Raw genomic sequence first — 16,736 nt, 5'->3', positions numbered from 1 at the left:
GGAGGTTTTGTGATGGACGATAAACCGTTGGATCTGGCCGCCAGGGCCGTGGCGCGCATCGAGCGTCATGAAGCCCGGGTGCGCGCCTTCACCTCTTACGATCCGGCCCGGATACGCCTGCAGGCCGAAGAGGCGCCGGACGGACCGCTCCGCGGGTTGAGCGTGGGCGTCAAGGACATCATAGAGACGCGGGACTATCCGACCACGCATGGCTCGCCGATCTATGCGGCCAATCATCCAAGCAGCGACGCGGCCTGCGTCGCCCTGTTGCGGCAGGCGGGCGCGCTGTGCGTGGGCAAGACCGTGACGACCGAGTTTGCCTTTTTTCGTCCGGGAGCAACCGTCAATCCGTATGACGTCGCGCGCACGCCCGGAGGATCGTCCAGCGGTTCGGCGGCGGCGGTCGCGGCGGGGATGATCGATCTGGGCCTGGCCTCGCAAACGGCAGCGTCCCTGACCCGGCCGGCTTCGTATTGCGGGATCGTCGGCTTCAAGCCGTCGTACGGTCGCTATGCGCTGGCGGGCGTAAAGAGCCTCGCGCCGTCTTTCGATACATTGGGGACGCTGGCAGCCGATGTCGAAACCGTGGCCCGGGCCGATGCCGTCCTGAAGGGGCCGGTGCCCGCCGCGACAACGCTTGCCGCCCGCCCGCCTGCGCGCATCGGCGTCTGCCGGACGCCATGGTGGTCGCATGCCGAGCCGGGCACGCGCGCGGCAATGGAGGTGGCGGCCGAGTGCTTTCGCGCGCACGCGCACGTCGAAGACGTCGATTTGAGCGATTACGCGCTCGCCGCGGATATGCACGTCACGATCATGAGTTACGAGGCGGCGCAGTCGCTGGCCTGGGAATATGCCGCGCGGAAAGAGCGTCTGAGCCCGCAGATCACGCAGTTGATCGAAACCGGCCGCGCGATCGCATACGACACCTATCGGGACGCCTTGCGGCAGGCGGCGACGCTGCGCGAACGGATCGCGGGCGTGTTCGACGGCTTCGACGTGCTGCTGGCGCCGGCAGCACCGGGCGAGGCGCCGCTGCGCGAGACAGGAACGGGCAACCCCATTTTCAGCCGTCTCTGGACATTGCTGCGGCTGCCGACCGTCACCTTGCCCGGCCCGACGGGCGAGAACGGTCTGCCCGTAGGCGTGCAGCTTCTGGCGCGTCTTGACGCCGACGAGGATCTTCTCGATTGGTCTGCATGGGCGGAGAAGATTCTTCCGCAGCGCCCCCGTCCGGCTATTTGCGGGGTCGCGTGATGACCGTGCACGACATGGAAGCACGCATCGCGGCCCTGGCGGCGCGGGTCGAGGACCTGTCGGCCGAGTCGGAGATACGGAAAATACAGGCACGCTACATGTTCTTGTGCGACACCCCGTGCCCCGAAGCCGGGGTCCGCACCGATGCCGAGCGTATCGCACGGATCATGGATCTGTACACCGAGGACGCGGTCTGGGAGGGCGTTGGCGAGTATTACAATACCCAATTCGGCCGGCGCGTCGGGAAAGCGGAAATCCGCGCGCATTTCGAAGCCTTCTGGGGCCAGAAACGCGACCCGGAATTGCTGCTGAACGTGCATTATTTGACGTCCGAGCAAATTCACGTCCAGGGCGACCGGGCAGACGGTCAATGGGTGCATTGCCAGCCCTGGATCTTCAGTGACGGCTCGTCCCTGCTGCGGTCGAGCCGCCTGAATAACCTGTTTCGGAAAATCGACGGGGTGTGGAAGATCGCGCGTACCCGGACGGAGAACGTCTTCGTGGCGCCGCTCCGTCCGGGTTGGGCGGAAAGCATTCCGACCCGGTCATTCCTCATGAACCCGTAATTCCACATTCATCCGACAGGAGCATTATCTTGGACCATCTCGAAACCGCAGTACGGGACGAAATCGTCGCGCTGCATCACTTACTGCAAGCCTGGTTCCGCGCCGAGGGCGATGACGATTCCGGCCCGATCCTGGCGCGCTTCGATCCTGGCTATACGATGATTGGCGCCGCCGGGCGCGTCATACGCCTGGACGGCTTCGCCAAGGCGCTCCCGACATTCCGGGGGGCTCGGCCGGGACTGGTGATGGAGATCCATGACGTGCAGGTGTGCCATAGGTTCGATGGCGGCGTCCTGGCTCTCTATCGGGAGGTGCAGAGTCAAGGCGACACACGCAACGCGCGCTGGTCGAGCGTGCTGTTCGTGACAAGTTCCGACGGAAAGACGCTTTTATGGAAGCATCTCCAGGAAACATTCCTGCCCTGATCCAATCGTCGCTATCAGGGGTTTTCGCCAAGGGCCGCGGCGGCGTCCCCATATCCGGGACGTGCCGCGGCGCTCTCGATAGCCGGGTTCAGACGCCCCGACAGATAGATCAGCAGCGCCGCGAGCACGCTCGCACCCCCTGCGACCAGCGCGAGCGCGTATGCGACGCCGCCGGTGCCAGTGAAGACACGGTCGTCGAGATAGCCGATCAGCATCGAACCGCCCGAGAGCCCGATGAGCGAGTTGCACAGCAGCAGAACGGCCGAAAACTGCGACCTCAGCATCTTCGGCACGATCTGTTGCAACACGATGGCGGAAGGCGGCATGGGAAAGGAAGCGAAGAAGAACGTGACGCTCATCAGCGCGACGCAGAGCATTTCGTTCGCAACCGACATCGCGAGAATCAGCGTTGCGGCCGCGCAGAGAGAACCGACAAGCCCCGCCTTGACTGGAGCGTTGTCGATATGGCGGGTATTGAGCGCGTCAATCAAGCGGCCGCTCGTATAGGCTCCGCCACATCCGCAAACGATGACGATGACGCCCATCATCTCTCCGACCAGCGCATGCGGCATATGATAGGCCCGCATGAAGAAGGCCGGGGTCCAACTCATCAGTGAGAAGAGCGTGACGGCCGTGCTCGAATATCCAAGGAAATGGGTGAAAAAGAAGGCCGGATATTGCCGGAAGAACGTGGTCGCGCTCGGGCCGGGCTTGAAATGCGCGAAGGGCGCGCGCGGACCGGGCTCCTTGACGAAAATCGCGATGACGGTTGCCAGGGGAATGCCGGGCAGCCCGACGGCGATGAAGCAGAGCTTCCACGAGCGGATGCCGTGCCAGCTTTGCGCGCCGTGGATCGCCGACAGCAGGGCTCCGCCGCAAAGATAGGCCAGTCCAGCGCCGACGAAGGATCCCAGCGAAAAGAGCGCGAGGGTACGCCCCAGCCGCCGCGGCGGAACGATATCGGCAAGAAACGAATAGACGGCGGGCACGAGCGCCGCCTCGCCGGTGCCGACGACCATGCGGCAGAAAAACAATTGCCGGAAATTGTGGGACAGGCCGCAGCCCAATGTGGCGAGGCTCCAGACGGCGATCCCGGCCGCGATGATCGGCGGCCGCCTGATGCGATCGCTCAGGGCCGAGATCGGTAGACCGAGTATGGCGTAGAGAGAGGCGAAGGCGAGGCCGTTCAATATGGAGAATTGAAAATCCGTGAGGAAAAGGTCATGTTTTACCGGTGTGATGAGCAAGGAGAGGATTTGCCGGTCCACGAACGAGAGCACGTAGGCTATCGCGAACAGGAAGATCAGTGATCGTGCCGATAGGGATTTCATCTCATCCGCCTTACCCAAACGATTGTTTCGATAATAGGAATATTCCTGTGAAATGTCCATTAAAATGATCGTCGCGGGAGTAAGGCTTGCACGATAATGTTCGCCAATCACGATGGAAGGGCAGCTTCATCCCGTTCGACCGATCGCAGCCGTATCGTCTGCCGCCGGATCTGAAATCGTGACTGCCGGCGCACGGGCGGCAAGGCGCGGTATCATCCGCGCCTGATGCGGCCGCTGCCGATTGATGCCTGTGCAAACGGCGTATTCCCGTCCCGTCGGATCGAACGGGCGACGCATCGCGACAGATCGCGCGAAAGACGTGCGCGAGAGGGATAAAGATGCTCTAATTCTGCCGAAGGGCCCGCGCGGGCTCGGCGCCGGCCACGCGCAAGGTTTGGCCGATCACGGTGATGAGGGCCATTGCCGCGGCGGCCAGGCCGACGGCTATGAAGAATCCGGGTGCCAGCGCGATCCGCTGATCGAACCCGGCCAGCCAGACGCGCATCAGCACCCAGGCGATGGGCCATGCGATCAGGTTGGCCAGCAGGACCGGCCGGATGAATTGCCCGCTCAGCAGCAGCAGGATGTCGCGCGCGCGGGCGCCCATGACCTTGCGGATGGCGATTTCATGCCTCCGGCGCGACAGGGTGAACGCCGACAATCCGTAAAGTCCCAGACAGGCGATCAGGATCGCGATGGCGGCGCCGATCGCGAACAGCCTGCCGTGATTCAGGTCCGCCCGGTAATCGGCGGCGAAAATATCCGGGACGCCGGTGCCGTCGAACGGGACATCGGGCGCGATCGCCCGCCAGGCGGCGCGCAGCCGCCGCATCGCGACGGGCTGGGGCATGCCGGCATAGCGGATGCTGGCCGCCACATAATCGATCGGCCGGCGCGTACCAATGAAGATCAGCGCCGCGACCGGGCTGTGCATGTCTTTGAAGCGTACGTCGTCGATCACGCCGATGACCCGGTACGGATGGTCCATCCCTTCCTCGCGCACCAGCCGGCCGATGGCCTGATCCGGCGTGGCGAAGCCGAAATCATGCGCGGCCAGGCGGCTGATGACGATATTGCGGATCGCATCGCCGCTCTTGCCCGTGTCCGGGTAATCGTCGCCATGGGCCGCGTCGAACAGACGGCCGGCCAGCAGGCGCATATGATAGGTCGCGAAATAATCGGGCGTGGCATACCCCCAGTTCGCCGAAAAGCGGCTGGCCGATCCATCGCGGTACCAATTGTCGGAATCGGACAGATGGTGCGGAAACATGTCCGACCGCGTGGCCGAGACCACGCCGGGCACCTGGCGCAGCCGGTCGACGATGTCGGCCTGCCGCTGGCGCAGGCTGTCGTCGTCCAGGGCTGGAATGACGATGACGCCCTCCTGGCGCAGGCCGCGCTGGGCATCGCGCACGAAGGCGGCCTGGCGGGTCATGACCAGGGTGCAGATCGCCAGGACGATCGCGAAACTGAATTGCAGCACCACCAGCATGTTCCGGACAAGGGCCGCACGCCGGCCGCCGGCCGGCGTGCGGCTGGCGGCCAGGACCGGGGCAGGGCGGAACGCGGCCAGGACCAGCGCGGGATAGAGACCGGCCACCAGCCCCACCGCCAGAACGATCAGGACGACCAGCGGCAGCACGAAGGACATGTCCAACGCCACCGTCCAGCCGCTGAGCGTGTCGATCCAGGCAAGGCCGACCTCGACCATGGCCAGCCCGACGAGGGCGGAACACGCGACCAGGGCCAGGGCCTCGCCCATGAATTGCAGGACCAGGGCGCCGCGTGACGCGCCCATGACCTTGCGGATCGCGACCTCGCGCGCCCGCATGCCGGCGCGGGCGGTCGCCAGGTTGACGTAATTCACGATGGCGGTCGCAAGCGCCGCGATGCCCACCAGTTCGAGAATGGTGACAAGCTGGCGGCTGGTCCCGCTGCCGGTGATCGCGGCGTCATGAAAATGGACGTCCGGCAGGCCGACCAGCGTCAGGCCCGCCCCCGCGAAATCCTGCGCCAGGGCCGTCGCGGGCAGATGGGCCGGGTGGCGGGCGACATAGTCATGCAGGCCCGCGCCGATGGCGGCGACGGCGGCGGGATCGTCGACCCTGATCCAGATCGCGCCCCACTGGCTGCCCCAGTTGGTAAAGGGCAGCGTTGCGTACTGCTGCGACGGAAAGACGGTCAGGATGCCGAAATCGACGCTGCTGTTCGGGGGCGGGTCGGCATAGACCGCGGTGACGGTCGAGGGCGTATGGTCGTTGTCGATCTGCATCTGCCGGCCGACGGCCTGGACGGTGCCGAAATATCGGCGCGCGATCCGCGCCGGAATGACGATCATGCTCGGGCCGTCCAGATGCCGGCCGCGGGCCGGCCCGGCAACGATCGGCAGCGCGAAGACCGAGAAGAAATCCGGATCGGTCATGGTGACGGTTTCGGCCGCCAGTTGCTGCCCGACCCGGACGGGCATGGACGCGGAAAGCACGCGGACCGCGTGCGCGATGGCGGGAAAATCCTGCTGCAGAAATGGATAGGGCACGAAGCTGCTGCCCGGATTTTCGGACGGCGCACGACCGGCGGGGTGCCAGGACATGTCCAGCCGGTAGAGATGCCGCGCATCGGGAAGCGCGGTATCGAAGGATGTTTCGTACCGGACGATCAGGGCCAGCGTCAGGAACGTCGCGATGCCGCAGGCCAGTCCCAGCACATTGAGCACCGTATAGAGCCGGTGACGCTGCAACTGGCGTCCGAACGTCAGCAGCATGTTCGCGAACATCGCAGATCCTTTCCGGATGACCTTGCGACGAGTGTAACATCCGGACAGAAATTTTCTAACGCGTTGTTATGGAAAGAATTTTATGGAAATTACTCATCGCGCTGTCCGGAACCGGACAGTAAGAAACAACAGGCCACCCCAGGCCGGCCCCGGCCGCCGATAACCGGGGCGAGCAGGCGGGCGCCAGGTCGAGCAATACCTGACCCAGGCCCTGGACGCGCAATAGGCGTCCGGGTCGGCGTCAGCCGCCGCACGCAGGACGCGCATCGCCGATGCCGCGCGCCGGCCACGACCGGATGACCCGCATCTCGCGGCGGTGGAATTGGGCCTCGATGCTGCCGATCTTCAAAAGCGCGATGAGGTTCGCAGCCTCACACCGGACTATCCGACTTGAATACTGTCCCGAAAGACAGGCCACGGACCGCCGGCCAAGCGATTTTCAAGGTTGATCTCGGCCGGATAGCCACGCGCGAACGGGGCGCTCGGCTCGAGCCCATAGGCCGCCGGAAAGTCCGTTTGGAAATTGAGGTGGCGGTTTCGGCTGTAACGATTCATGCTCATCGATGACAAAGGTCGATCGCACGAAATGGGCGAACTGGTCAGCGCAGGAGGGACAGATGAAGGGTGGATGTCTTTGCGGAGCCGTGCGCTATATCGCTGAGGGTGAACCGCTCAGCAGCGGCATCTGCCATTGCGAGACCTGCCGGCGTGCCGCGTCGGCACCCCGGCTTCCCTTCGTCAGCGTCCCGTCCGCCGGCTTTCGCTACACAAGCGGCGCACCAATCGACTATATATCGTCACCCGGCGTTACCCGCAGCTTCTGCGGCCGGTGCGGGTCCCCTTTGACCTATCGCCGGGACGATACTCCTGGCGAACTCGACGTCATGACGGTGAGCTTGGATAACCCGAACACGATCCGTCCAACCTTCCATGTCTGGACGGGCGAGGCGCTTGACTGGGACCAGATAACGGGGGAGCTTATAAGCTATGTGCGATCATGCACCGAATGAGAGTCCGGTATAGACAGGAGGGACCGCCTCCCGCTTCTGGTCGAGGAATGCCGAACCCGGCAAAAGGCCGTAGCGTCAAAAGAAAGCGTTGAAGGCGAACTGAGGAACCATCGTCGCGGCGGCATTACGGCCAGCCACGGTGGCGGAAAACCCCATGATGATCCCAAAGCGGGATGACCAGTTATATTCAATGGCGGGCGCGATATTCCACGATACCGATGGGGGAAGACGCCGCGCAGGATTCTGAAAATCGGTTGTGTCGGCGCAAACGACCGACGATGCCGAGAAATCACGAGCGATATCGAACGCAAGAACGAACTGTCGCGTCAAGGCCAATTCTCCTGACACGCCGGCTTCGGCCGTCATGCCGACAATAACATGACTGGACTGTGATCCATAAGAGGACAGATCATTGGTCCGTACGCGATCAAGCGGCTGGCGCAGGTTCAACCACATTCTGATGCGTAATTCGTGCCTGGCGGTCAGGCGATAAGCCGATTGTTCCGTCAAGGCGAAACGCGCAACATAGGTTCCGCTCCCGGTCGCGAAGCTCGCGGAGCGCAATCTGTCATATTGTCCCGTTGGAAAACCGACTCCCATAAAAAGATTGAAAGCCGGATGCAGAATCCCATGCCTGATATCGAGAAACCTCAAAACTGCGTCGACAGGCATATCCCCCAGGGACAAACCAGTATGACGGTGCGTTCCGTCTGACTGCCGGAGCGCGATTTCTGGTATGGTCTGTATACTCAGGTTGTCGGTAATGGCGTATTTGTAGAGCGTATTGTTTAAGATACGTTGGGAATGGCTGCCAGCATTTTGTCTTCCGCCTGTATTGTCAAAATATACGCTTGACAATTGGATAGAAAAATACGGCTCTATCGCTATGTCACCTTTATGAAACAAGGCACCGGACGGCGACAATAACGATCCTGTATACCATTGATCCCAAGAACCTCCATGCGCAGGATTAAAAAATCCACAAACGAAGAAACTCGATATAGCGACGACTGAAACACAATTCCGCATGTATGATTTTTATCTATTTTACATGACCAGCCGTCTCAGTGTCTATGATATTTTTTGGCAATTTTTTATTTAAAATAGCTTTCTCAATTTTCTTGTGCCAGATGTTCGCTGCAAGCGCACCGATGATCACGGCAGATGCGCAGAGTTGTACTGCCGTATAATGTTCACCCAGGAACAGATAGGCTGTCAGAAGTCCAAAAACAGGCACGAGGAGCGCGAAGGGAGCAACAGATGTGGTCGGAAAACGCTGCAGCATGCTTCCCCACATTCCATATGCAAATATCGTGGATAGCAGGCCGGTATAGGCGACCGCCATGAAGCCGGATGCGTCAAATGCTCTCAGTGAGGCCGCAACCGTCGGCCATCCGTCGACGGCGATCGACATCAGAAACAAGGGAACGGGCGGGATCAGGCTGATCCATACCATCAGACCGAGCATATTCACCCGGGGAAGTTTCTTCATCATGATGTTGGCCACGCCCCATGACAAAGCGCCACCGAGTACCAGAACGATCCCGTCATAGGTCCCGACAGTCCCCTGGATAACGATCATCGCGAAGATGGCGAACATGCCGATAACCACTGACAGGATCTGTACCGGTCCCGGTTTTTCAGATAGAAAGAATTTCCCGAGAAGCACAGTGAAAAAGACCTGAGCCTGCATCGTTAATGACGCAATTCCTGCTGGGACGCCTTCATGCATTCCCACGAAAAGCCCCGCGAATACAAGTATTCCGAGAACAATTCCGAGGGAAATTAGAGATCGCAGCGATATCTTTGGCTTCGGAACAATAAAAATCCATGGCAGCGCGCAAAACAAAAAACGAAGCGCGGAAAACAACAGCGGTGGAAAATGCCCCAAGCCAAGATGAATGACGACGAAGTTCAGGCCCCAGATGAATGATACAAGAGCCAGAGTGCAGCCACCTCTCAATGTCAGGTCTTTTCCGTCGCGTGTTCCCGTCATGGTTACCCTCTAGATCACGATAGTATTTCCACCAAATATTGTTTCAGCGGAAATACTCTAAATTATTATTTAAGCGAGCACCTTCATCCGTTCAAACGATTTCGTTTGAACGTTCGAGGCGTTCGCCTTGAAGAAATTGCCACCCGGAAACGCCTTGAACGTCCTGTCGTCTGTATCCCGAAAATGGTGCATATTCGACATGGTAAGTTCCTCTCTATGGGGTTTTTACGTATTGAAGACAGGCCGGCCAGGGGTGTCGCATGACTTCCCTATGTTTCGATACCGGATGGTAGATAAACAATCGAATTGGCTTGAACCGTTTCGTTCAATAGAATTGGAGCATTCGGGGAAGGAACCTTGATGAAGGACGCCTTTGAAAGTCAGCTTCTGGCGACGCTGGTCGCCATTGCGGAAACCGGTTCGTTTTCGGCCGCCGCCGACCGCGTCGGTCGAACGTTGTCCGCCGTAAGCATGCAGGTGAGAAAACTGGAGGAGATGGTGGGCCAACCACCGCTCTTCCAGAAAACAGGACGCCGTATGATCCTGACGGAACGAGGTGAAATCCTGCTGTCCTATGCGCGCAGGATTCTGACCTTGCAGGAAGAAGCTGCGATGCAAATGAGGATAAAGTCCTGCACCGCGAAAATAAAATTGGGCGCGCCGGAGGATTATGTTGGCGATCGGCTCGGCTCTGCTCTTGAATCATTCTCGAATAGATTCCCCCATACGCAGGTCGATGTCGTGTGCGAGCCGAGCGGGACTTTGTCCCGACTGGCACGCGACCGAAAGATCGATATCGGCATCGTTACGACGACGGGATCCGATCATGGCGTGGAAGTGCTCCGCAAGGAGCCCATGCGGTGGATATGCGCAACCAAACATGCTCTTCATGAACAGCCGACGGTGCCTTTGGCTCTGTTCCAGCCAGGTTGCATCGGCAGGGCTATGGCACTGGATGCTTGGGGACATACTGGCCGTCCCTATCGCATTGCCTATTCCAGCCCGAGTATTTCCAGCCTCATTGCGGTCGTCAGGGCTGGCCTGGCAATTTCTCCATTGCCTCTTTGCTCCATTCCCAAGGATATACGGGTTCTCGATGATGACGCAGGAGTGCCGATCCTTCCATCATTACCGATCGGGCTGGTGTTTGGCTCTGGCGGAGACCGCGATCTGGCGGTTGAAAGCCTTGCCACCGAATTGCGTGCGTCGTACCAACAGAATTGACTCTTCGTTCGCAGATTCAGGTGACGAGTCGTCCTCTCTCAACCCGGCGCCACCCGCAGCTTCTGCGACCGGTGCGCGTCCCCTTTGACCTATCGCCGGGACGATACTCCTGGCGAACTCGACGTCATGACGGTGAGCTTGGATAACCCGAACACGATCCGTCCAACCTTCCATGTCTGGACGGGCGAGGCGCTTGACTGGGACCAGATAACGGGGGATCTCATGCGCTATGCGCAATCACGCCCGGATAAGAGACCGGTATAAGTCCGAGATCGAGGGTTTCGGCGCGGCCGGTCGGTGATCGAGGCTGTGAATGAGACATTTTTCTCGCCCGAAAAATCGCCTCTCCCTGTTTTTCCAAACACGTTCGAGCCTATCGGGGATTTTGCGCAGGGCCTGTTTCACTCAGAGGGTGAAGCATTCGCCGAAGATGATGGCGAACTACGTTTTGGCCTCGGCCCATTCACGTGGCGGGCGTTTCCAATCCTGCGCCAGGCGATTGCGCATTTCCCTGAGCGACCTCTCTTGGTGCCGATGCACATGATCGAGGCAGTTACGTCTGATCCGTATCGTCGAGGATTGAGTTGAATTTATCCGAGATCAAGTCGATCACCGTCTGCGCGGCAGGAGAAATGCTACGTTGGACATGGTAGAAGAGAGAGAAATTCAGGGGTGTGATGCCGGTATCGATCAACCGGACGAAGCTGAATTCTCCGGCCTTCACTTCGTTCATGACGTCGGCAAGCGTCAGGAGGCCTGCTCCCAGGCCGCTTCTGACGAGCGACTTGATGCTGACGATACGGTTGCTGGTAATCGCAGCGTGCAGGTTGACGCTATGCCGCGCCAGGGTTTCGCGAATATTGGCGCCGATTGCCAAGGTGCCGCTGGGAAGAATGAGTTTCAATCCCACCGCATGGCTTAGTCTGGTTTCCCGCAAGTCGGCGAGCGGATGGTCGGATCGCACGACCAGACCGACGGGTGAATTGAGGGTGGCGACTGTATGGACCTTCTTCGATGCGCCTTTGCGGATTGAGATGCCGAAATCCACTTCGTTACTGGTGACCGCTTCCCAGATTTCCGCGATATCCAGTGTCCGGATGTTGAATTCGACACGGGGATAGAGTTTGTGGACCTCCAGAAGAATTTCCGGAATGAAACGATCGCTGACGGCTTCGACCACAGCCATTTCCACCAGGCCGCGGCGAAGACCGGATAAATCTTCGAGGCGTGTGCGGAACGATTCGAAATCGCGTTTTCCCGACATGATCGCCGCCAGCAGCAACTCCCCGGCTGCCGTCAGGGTCAGGCCCGCACTATGCCGGTGAAACAGCAGGAGCCTCATCTCCTGTTCCACAGCCAGAATCTGTCGATTGACCGCCGATGCCGAGACGTTCAGCGCACTCGCGGCCTGTCGAATGGAACCCGTTTGTGCCACCATCTCGAAATAAATCGAAAAGCGGGACAACGTAAAAATTCGGCCCGCGTTACGACTGCCGGGTGGTCTGGTTTTTATGGTGGGCATCGGACTGGTTAATGAGACCCTTGTTCACGGTATGTGGCTTAACGCGGCGCGTTTCGAATTCCAGCTTGACGGATTTTATCAAGAAACGTCAAGGCGAACTGGCGGTTGCGCCGGCGTCGATAAAAATGCAACGACCTGTCACTTTCTTTGTGTTGGACGAGCGGTTCGATATCGGCGATTTTATGTTGTCATACAGTCACTAGCACTGCTCTGCGGATCTGCCGTGGTCGCGGGGGCATCACGCTTTTTTCGTCGCCAGTTGATGCGTCATCAGTGCGCCATCGCGATGAAAAATCTGGAAAAACGAAGCGGAATATCGTATGGGCAAACAAGATCGGAGCGGGTGGTACGTGGCGCGAGTCGCCTCCGTCCTTCTTGCAGGAGCGGCGGGTTTGTCAGCCTGCGCGGCCCCGGCCCCGGCCCCGGCCCCGGCCCCGGCCCCGGCCCCGGCCCCGGCCCCGGCCCCGGCCCCGGCCCCGGCCCCGGCGCACGCGGCGGAGGAGGTGAAGTTCGTTGTCGTTGCCAATTGGGAGAATGGCGCGGATCGCGGCGACGCGCCGGGCGAGTATCAGAATTGGGTGGAGCGGGAACACCTTGACGAGAGGGTATCGGTTCGGGGTGTGCCGGATGTCGTTCTACGCAACAAGGCGGGGCTGTATGGAGTCGTCCTGCGCCATGGGGTGATGGACCTTGTGGCATTCGTTCTCGATCCACGCTTCGACTTTCATCACACCTATTGGCTGTTCACCGGGATTTCGGGCGTCGATCCGAATGTCGCCTCAGTCGGCAGTGTCGCCTGGGCGCGCTGGGTGGTCGACGGCGACGCGCTGCGCGAGATCGACGACCGCACGATCCCGAAGGACTGGCCCTATGGGCTGTATGCGATAGGCGCCTCGCGCCCCGATACGTTGCCCGCGAATCCCAATCATTACGGGTCGGTGACCGATGTCGCGGAACTGAGCAAGGCCTATCCGCTGAATCAGGGGCTGGCACGCTGGGCCTATCGGATCAGCCGTACCGTCGTGCTGAGCGACGATCCGGAGGTCGCGGTACGTCGCAAGGCTTGGGTGGGCTTCCCGGCGGCGCAGAAGCCGCCATCCGTCCTGATGGGCGAAACGCTGGGGGCGAAACGCTACTGGCACGGCGCGCCGCGCAATCGCTGGGCCGAGAGCTGGGTGAAGCTCTGGACGAAGGGGCAGGGCCAGTTCGTGATGACGAACGAGGAAAGCCAGACCCGTCAGGGTGAAATGCGCACCCTGGCCTCACTGGGCTTCGTGGATGCGAACCGGATCATGGTGCTGCGATCGGGCTCCAATTTCTCCATGCCGCCGCCGGGGACCGACGTAACCCAATCCATGGGGGACGAGGGACCGGGCCAGGCGGTCGCGTTCGACAACAATGAACGGGCCGGCGCGCCGGTGGTCGCGGAAATCCTCGATCATTGGGAGCGCTATCGCGATCATGTCCCGTCGGCCCCTTGACCTCGTTTTGTTTGATATCCGCCCGCACCGAACGCCGATCAACCATCCGGGTCGAACGACCCGACAGTGACCCGAATGCAAGGCCTGATGCAAGGGGGCAGCCAGGCCGCCTCTTCGTACCGATGCGCGCGATGAGGGCGCGGATCGCGAAATGAATGCCGTGGGGATGGGTTCGGGAAAATTGCCGCCGTGCGGCGTGCCGGCAAACGAAAGGTCCGGTTCAACTAGGCGTTGGTAGTGGAATGCTGTTCGACTTGATCCATTCGAGTCATCCCGCGTCGATCATCGCTCGGGGGATAATCCCTTCCGGGCGTCCTTTGCGACAGATCGTTGCAACACTCTGTCGCGACGTCTTGGGCGAATCCGGGCGCAGCGGAAACGCAAGGGGCGTAGCATTTAACGCAACGGTTCGCTGAGTTTTTTCTGCTTCTAAATTCATCTCCATGTCAGCATATTTCGATGCCGCACCGTGTGACGATTCTTTGTCGCGCTGGTGATCCAATGGTGCAAGCACTGGGAAAAATCGCAATCGCGTCGGATGCGATAACCCCCCAGGGGCACTGCTACCGATCGACCGGGGGGTGGTCGGGGCAGCTTCTTGCATGCGGGGCGCATCACTGGGCTGCGCTCTGAAATCTTGAAATACGGGGGATAGAGTGGTGGATCAGAGATTTCGTGTGTGCTTGCTCGCGGCAACAATGCTGGGAGGTTGTGCCGTTATGTTGCCTGTGGCGTCGCAGGCGGACGCGCCTCAGGCGCGGCGATCTGCTGCCATAAGTGCGCATAAGAACGCACCCTCGGCGCCGGCGCCCAAGCCCGGGGAAGAAATCAGTGTTTCCGCCTTCCATTCCGGCGGCGGCGGCATGATGCGTCACGAAACCGCGCCGCATTCGGTGCAGACCGTGACCAAGCAGTATATCGAAATGCAGAGTCCGACGAATACGGCACTGGACCTTGTCAAGAATCTGCCGAGCATCAGTGTCTCGACCGTTGATTCCTCGGGTATTCTGGGTGGACAGATCAACAGCCGCAGCCTGACCGATTCCGACATGGGCATCCTGCTCAACGGTGTTCCCGTCGCAACCGCTTATTATCTGAACCAGAATGTCGATTCCGAAGATCTGGATCATGTTACGGTGACCCCGGGGTCGGCCGCGATCGAACTGCCCGTAACGTCTGCCGCGGTCGGCGTCATGGATGCGCAGACCTATACGCCCGGACATAAGTTCGGTGGCCTGATGGATTTTTCGTACGGTACGAACAATCTGTCGCGTGAATTCATGCGCGTCGAAAGCGGTGACATCGGCAATAGCGGTATTCGTGGCTATTTCTCGTTCTCGCATGAGCATGCCCGGAACTGGACCGGTCCCTGGACGAACGAGCGGCGTCATCTCGATTTCGGCGCGGTGAAGGATTTCGATGACGGGTCCTCCGTCAACGTTTTCGTCTCCTGGAATCATCAGTTCACCGCGGCGCCTCTCTACCCGACGGCCAGCCAGTTCTTCAACAAGAAGCACGGGCTTGGAACCTACAACTACCAGGCGACCTACGATCCGTCGAATCCTTCGACGTACGGCGGCCTTGATGGAAATATGTGGGACCAGGTCTTCATCACGACGCCGGTCCACCTGCATCTGCCATATAATTTCTCGTTCGATTTCAAGCCCTATTACGTCTATAACGGCGGCTACACCTACAACGGCACGTTGTTTAACGCCGACGTCACGCCCGTGACGCTGGGGGCGGATGGGAATGCCTTGAGCGGCCATGTGCCGGCTGCGTCCTATTACAGCGTCTTCCGTCCGCATGCGGGGGCCGTCGCCAAGCTCAACTACGATATCGGCAAGCAGCATCACATCGAACTCGGATACTGGTTCGACTATCAGGACAACCAGGTCGTCAATCGCTATTCGGTCCTGTCCGCGACCGGGCAGCAGCCGTTCCCGTATGCGGCGTCCACCGGGCTCTTTCAGGACGGCTCCCGGTATATGCCTTACCAGGGTGATTCCGGATGGAAGAATCATTCCCTGTTCCTTCAGGATACGTCCAAATTCTTCAACAAGAAGCTTGTGGTGACTGCGGGCTTCAAGGTCTCGATGATCAACCGCTGGAGCCAGAATTTCGCGTCCACGGCGCCGATGGTCCAGAGCAATTTCGTCGTGCCGCTGCCGCAGCTTTCCCTCGGCTATCAGATCGACACGCATAACCAGATCTATGTGAACGCCGAAGGCGATTATCGCATGCCGGATCCAGGATCGCTATCACAGGTCTTCGATGCGCAAACCGGTAAATATATCGGGAATCCCTATAATGCGAAGCCGCAATATTCCATCAAGGAAGAGCTAGGCTGGCGCTACGACAACCGTTATTTCATGACCGACCTGGAATTCTTCAACTATGCGATCACCGATCGCCTGGTTTCGACAAACGTCTATGTGAACAACCAGTCCATCGGCTCCACGATCAACGCTGGCAACCAGACGGCGCGCGGCTTCGATGCGATGATAGCGGGGCATCCGTTCCATCACTGGAGCCCCTATGCGTCGGTCGAATATCTCGACGCGACCATGGATTCCAATTTGCCGGCGACAGGGGTGCTCGCGAACGGCCAGACGATTGCCGACTACCTGCCCACCAAGGGCAAGACGGCGGTCCAGGCGCCGCACGTACTGGCGAATTTCGGGCTGACCTATGACGATGGAAAATTCTTCGGGAATGTCGGCGTTCATTACACGTCCTCTCAGTACGCGACATTCATGAATGACGAGAAGATGCCGGGTTTCGTCACGGACTCGCTGGCGATCGGTTATCACTTCCCGTCCTTCGGGTTCGTCAAGGCGCCGACGTTCCGGCTGAACTTCAACAATCTGGGCGGCGGATTCGTTCGCACGGGCGTCAACGGGCTGAACAATAATGCCATCGCTACCCGCGGCGTTCGTGGCAGCATGATTGCCGCCAGTGGTTCGCCGACCTATTACCTCTATCCGCGCTTCAACGTAACCGGGACGCTGTCCCTGGCGTTCTGACCCTTTGCCCATGGCCCAGTTCGAACGCCGTCCGGCTTTCAGATGTCGAGGCCGGTCGGTGTTCGTTCCGGAGGTCGAGTGTGACCGTTTCTGTTGCGAGACCAATTTTTTTTGGTCCGGCCGCCCGG

General features: G+C 60.0%; 13 protein-coding genes and 1 pseudogene. 9 read left to right on the top strand and 5 right to left on the bottom strand.

The genetic code is table 11. From position 1 onward, the window contains the following. Window positions 1-12: 12 nt before the first annotated feature. The 3 genes from QN315_RS06745 to QN315_RS06735 are packed head-to-tail and all read left to right on the top strand — an operon-like array spanning window position 13 to window position 2,245. Window positions 13-1,254 (top strand): amidase, encoded by a 1,242-nt coding sequence (locus QN315_RS06745; protein ID WP_323992351.1) that lies wholly within the window; start codon window positions 13-15, stop codon window positions 1,252-1,254. Further along, window positions 1,254-1,820, top strand: a complete 567-nt coding sequence (locus tag QN315_RS06740; protein WP_323992348.1) for a nuclear transport factor 2 family protein — start codon at window positions 1,254-1,256, stop codon at window positions 1,818-1,820. The genes QN315_RS06745 and QN315_RS06740 overlap by 1 nt, the downstream gene beginning before the upstream one ends. Window positions 1,821-1,849: 29 nt before the next feature. Beyond that, window positions 1,850-2,245 carry a hypothetical protein gene (locus QN315_RS06735; RefSeq protein WP_323992346.1) on the top strand — a complete coding sequence of 132 codons (396 nt, stop codon included), beginning with the start codon at window positions 1,850-1,852 and terminating at the stop codon, window positions 2,243-2,245. A 14-nt stretch (window positions 2,246-2,259) separates the two neighbouring features. Here the strand turns inward: QN315_RS06735 and QN315_RS06730 are convergent, their stop codons facing one another. After that, window positions 2,260-3,636, bottom strand: coding sequence for an MFS transporter (locus tag QN315_RS06730; RefSeq protein WP_323992343.1), 1,377 nt, complete (start codon window positions 3,634-3,636; stop codon window positions 2,260-2,262). Window positions 3,637-3,919: 283 nt separating this feature from the next. Further along, a complete protein-coding gene (locus tag QN315_RS06720) occupies window positions 3,920-6,349 on the bottom strand; it encodes an ABC transporter permease (protein ID WP_323992341.1) in 2,430 nt (809 codons plus the stop codon). Window positions 6,350-6,912: 563 nt separating this feature from the next. Here QN315_RS06720 and QN315_RS19585 point away from each other — a divergent pair. Further along, window positions 6,913-7,359, top strand: coding sequence for a GFA family protein (locus tag QN315_RS19585; protein ID WP_408904597.1), 447 nt, complete (start codon window positions 6,913-6,915; stop codon window positions 7,357-7,359). Between the two features lie 75 nt (window positions 7,360-7,434). On the opposite strand, the gene QN315_RS06715 is transcribed toward QN315_RS19585, so the two are convergent. Both QN315_RS06715 and QN315_RS06710 read right to left on the bottom strand, forming a co-directional pair. Next, window positions 7,435-8,283 (bottom strand): transporter, encoded by an 849-nt coding sequence (locus tag QN315_RS06715; protein ID WP_323992339.1) that lies wholly within the window; start codon window positions 8,281-8,283, stop codon window positions 7,435-7,437. Window positions 8,284-8,401: 118 nt separating this feature from the next. Next, entirely contained in the window at window positions 8,402-9,355 is a 954-nt protein-coding gene (locus QN315_RS06710; protein WP_323992336.1) for an EamA family transporter, read from the bottom strand. A gap of 360 nt (window positions 9,356-9,715) precedes the next feature. Between QN315_RS06710 and QN315_RS06705 the strand changes: the two genes are divergently transcribed. From QN315_RS06705 to QN315_RS06700, 3 genes and pseudogenes are all read left to right on the top strand, one after another. Next, a complete protein-coding gene (locus tag QN315_RS06705) occupies window positions 9,716-10,579 on the top strand; it encodes a LysR substrate-binding domain-containing protein (RefSeq protein WP_323992332.1) in 864 nt (287 codons plus the stop codon). 54 nt (window positions 10,580-10,633) lie between these two features. Then, window positions 10,634-10,843 (top strand): annotated as a pseudogene (locus tag QN315_RS19580) (GFA family protein); the annotation flags it as partial. Window positions 10,844-10,876: 33 nt separating this feature from the next. Further along, window positions 10,877-11,167 (top strand): hypothetical protein, encoded by a 291-nt coding sequence (locus QN315_RS06700; RefSeq protein ID WP_323993834.1) that lies wholly within the window; start codon window positions 10,877-10,879, stop codon window positions 11,165-11,167. On the opposite strand, the gene QN315_RS06695 is transcribed toward QN315_RS06700, so the two are convergent. Further along, window positions 11,133-12,044 (bottom strand): LysR family transcriptional regulator, encoded by a 912-nt coding sequence (locus QN315_RS06695; protein ID WP_176640197.1) that lies wholly within the window; start codon window positions 12,042-12,044, stop codon window positions 11,133-11,135. The genes QN315_RS06700 and QN315_RS06695 overlap by 35 nt on opposite strands. A gap of 377 nt (window positions 12,045-12,421) precedes the next feature. On the opposite strand from QN315_RS06695, the gene QN315_RS06690 reads away from it, so the two are divergent. Then, complete coding sequence (locus QN315_RS06690) at window positions 12,422-13,582, top strand: purine nucleoside permease (protein ID WP_408904596.1); 1,161 nt, start codon at window positions 12,422-12,424, stop codon at window positions 13,580-13,582. A gap of 863 nt (window positions 13,583-14,445) precedes the next feature. Next, entirely contained in the window at window positions 14,446-16,608 is a 2,163-nt protein-coding gene (locus QN315_RS06685; protein WP_246285553.1) for a TonB-dependent receptor, read from the top strand. The last annotated feature ends 128 nt before the right edge of the window (window positions 16,609-16,736 follow it).

Source organism: Nguyenibacter sp. L1, from assembly GCF_035199985.1.
Classification (GTDB): Bacteria; Pseudomonadota; Alphaproteobacteria; order Acetobacterales; family Acetobacteraceae; genus Gluconacetobacter; species Gluconacetobacter vanlangensis.
Note: the sequence above shows the minus strand (reverse complement) of the source record. Positions and strands in the feature narration are given on the sequence as shown.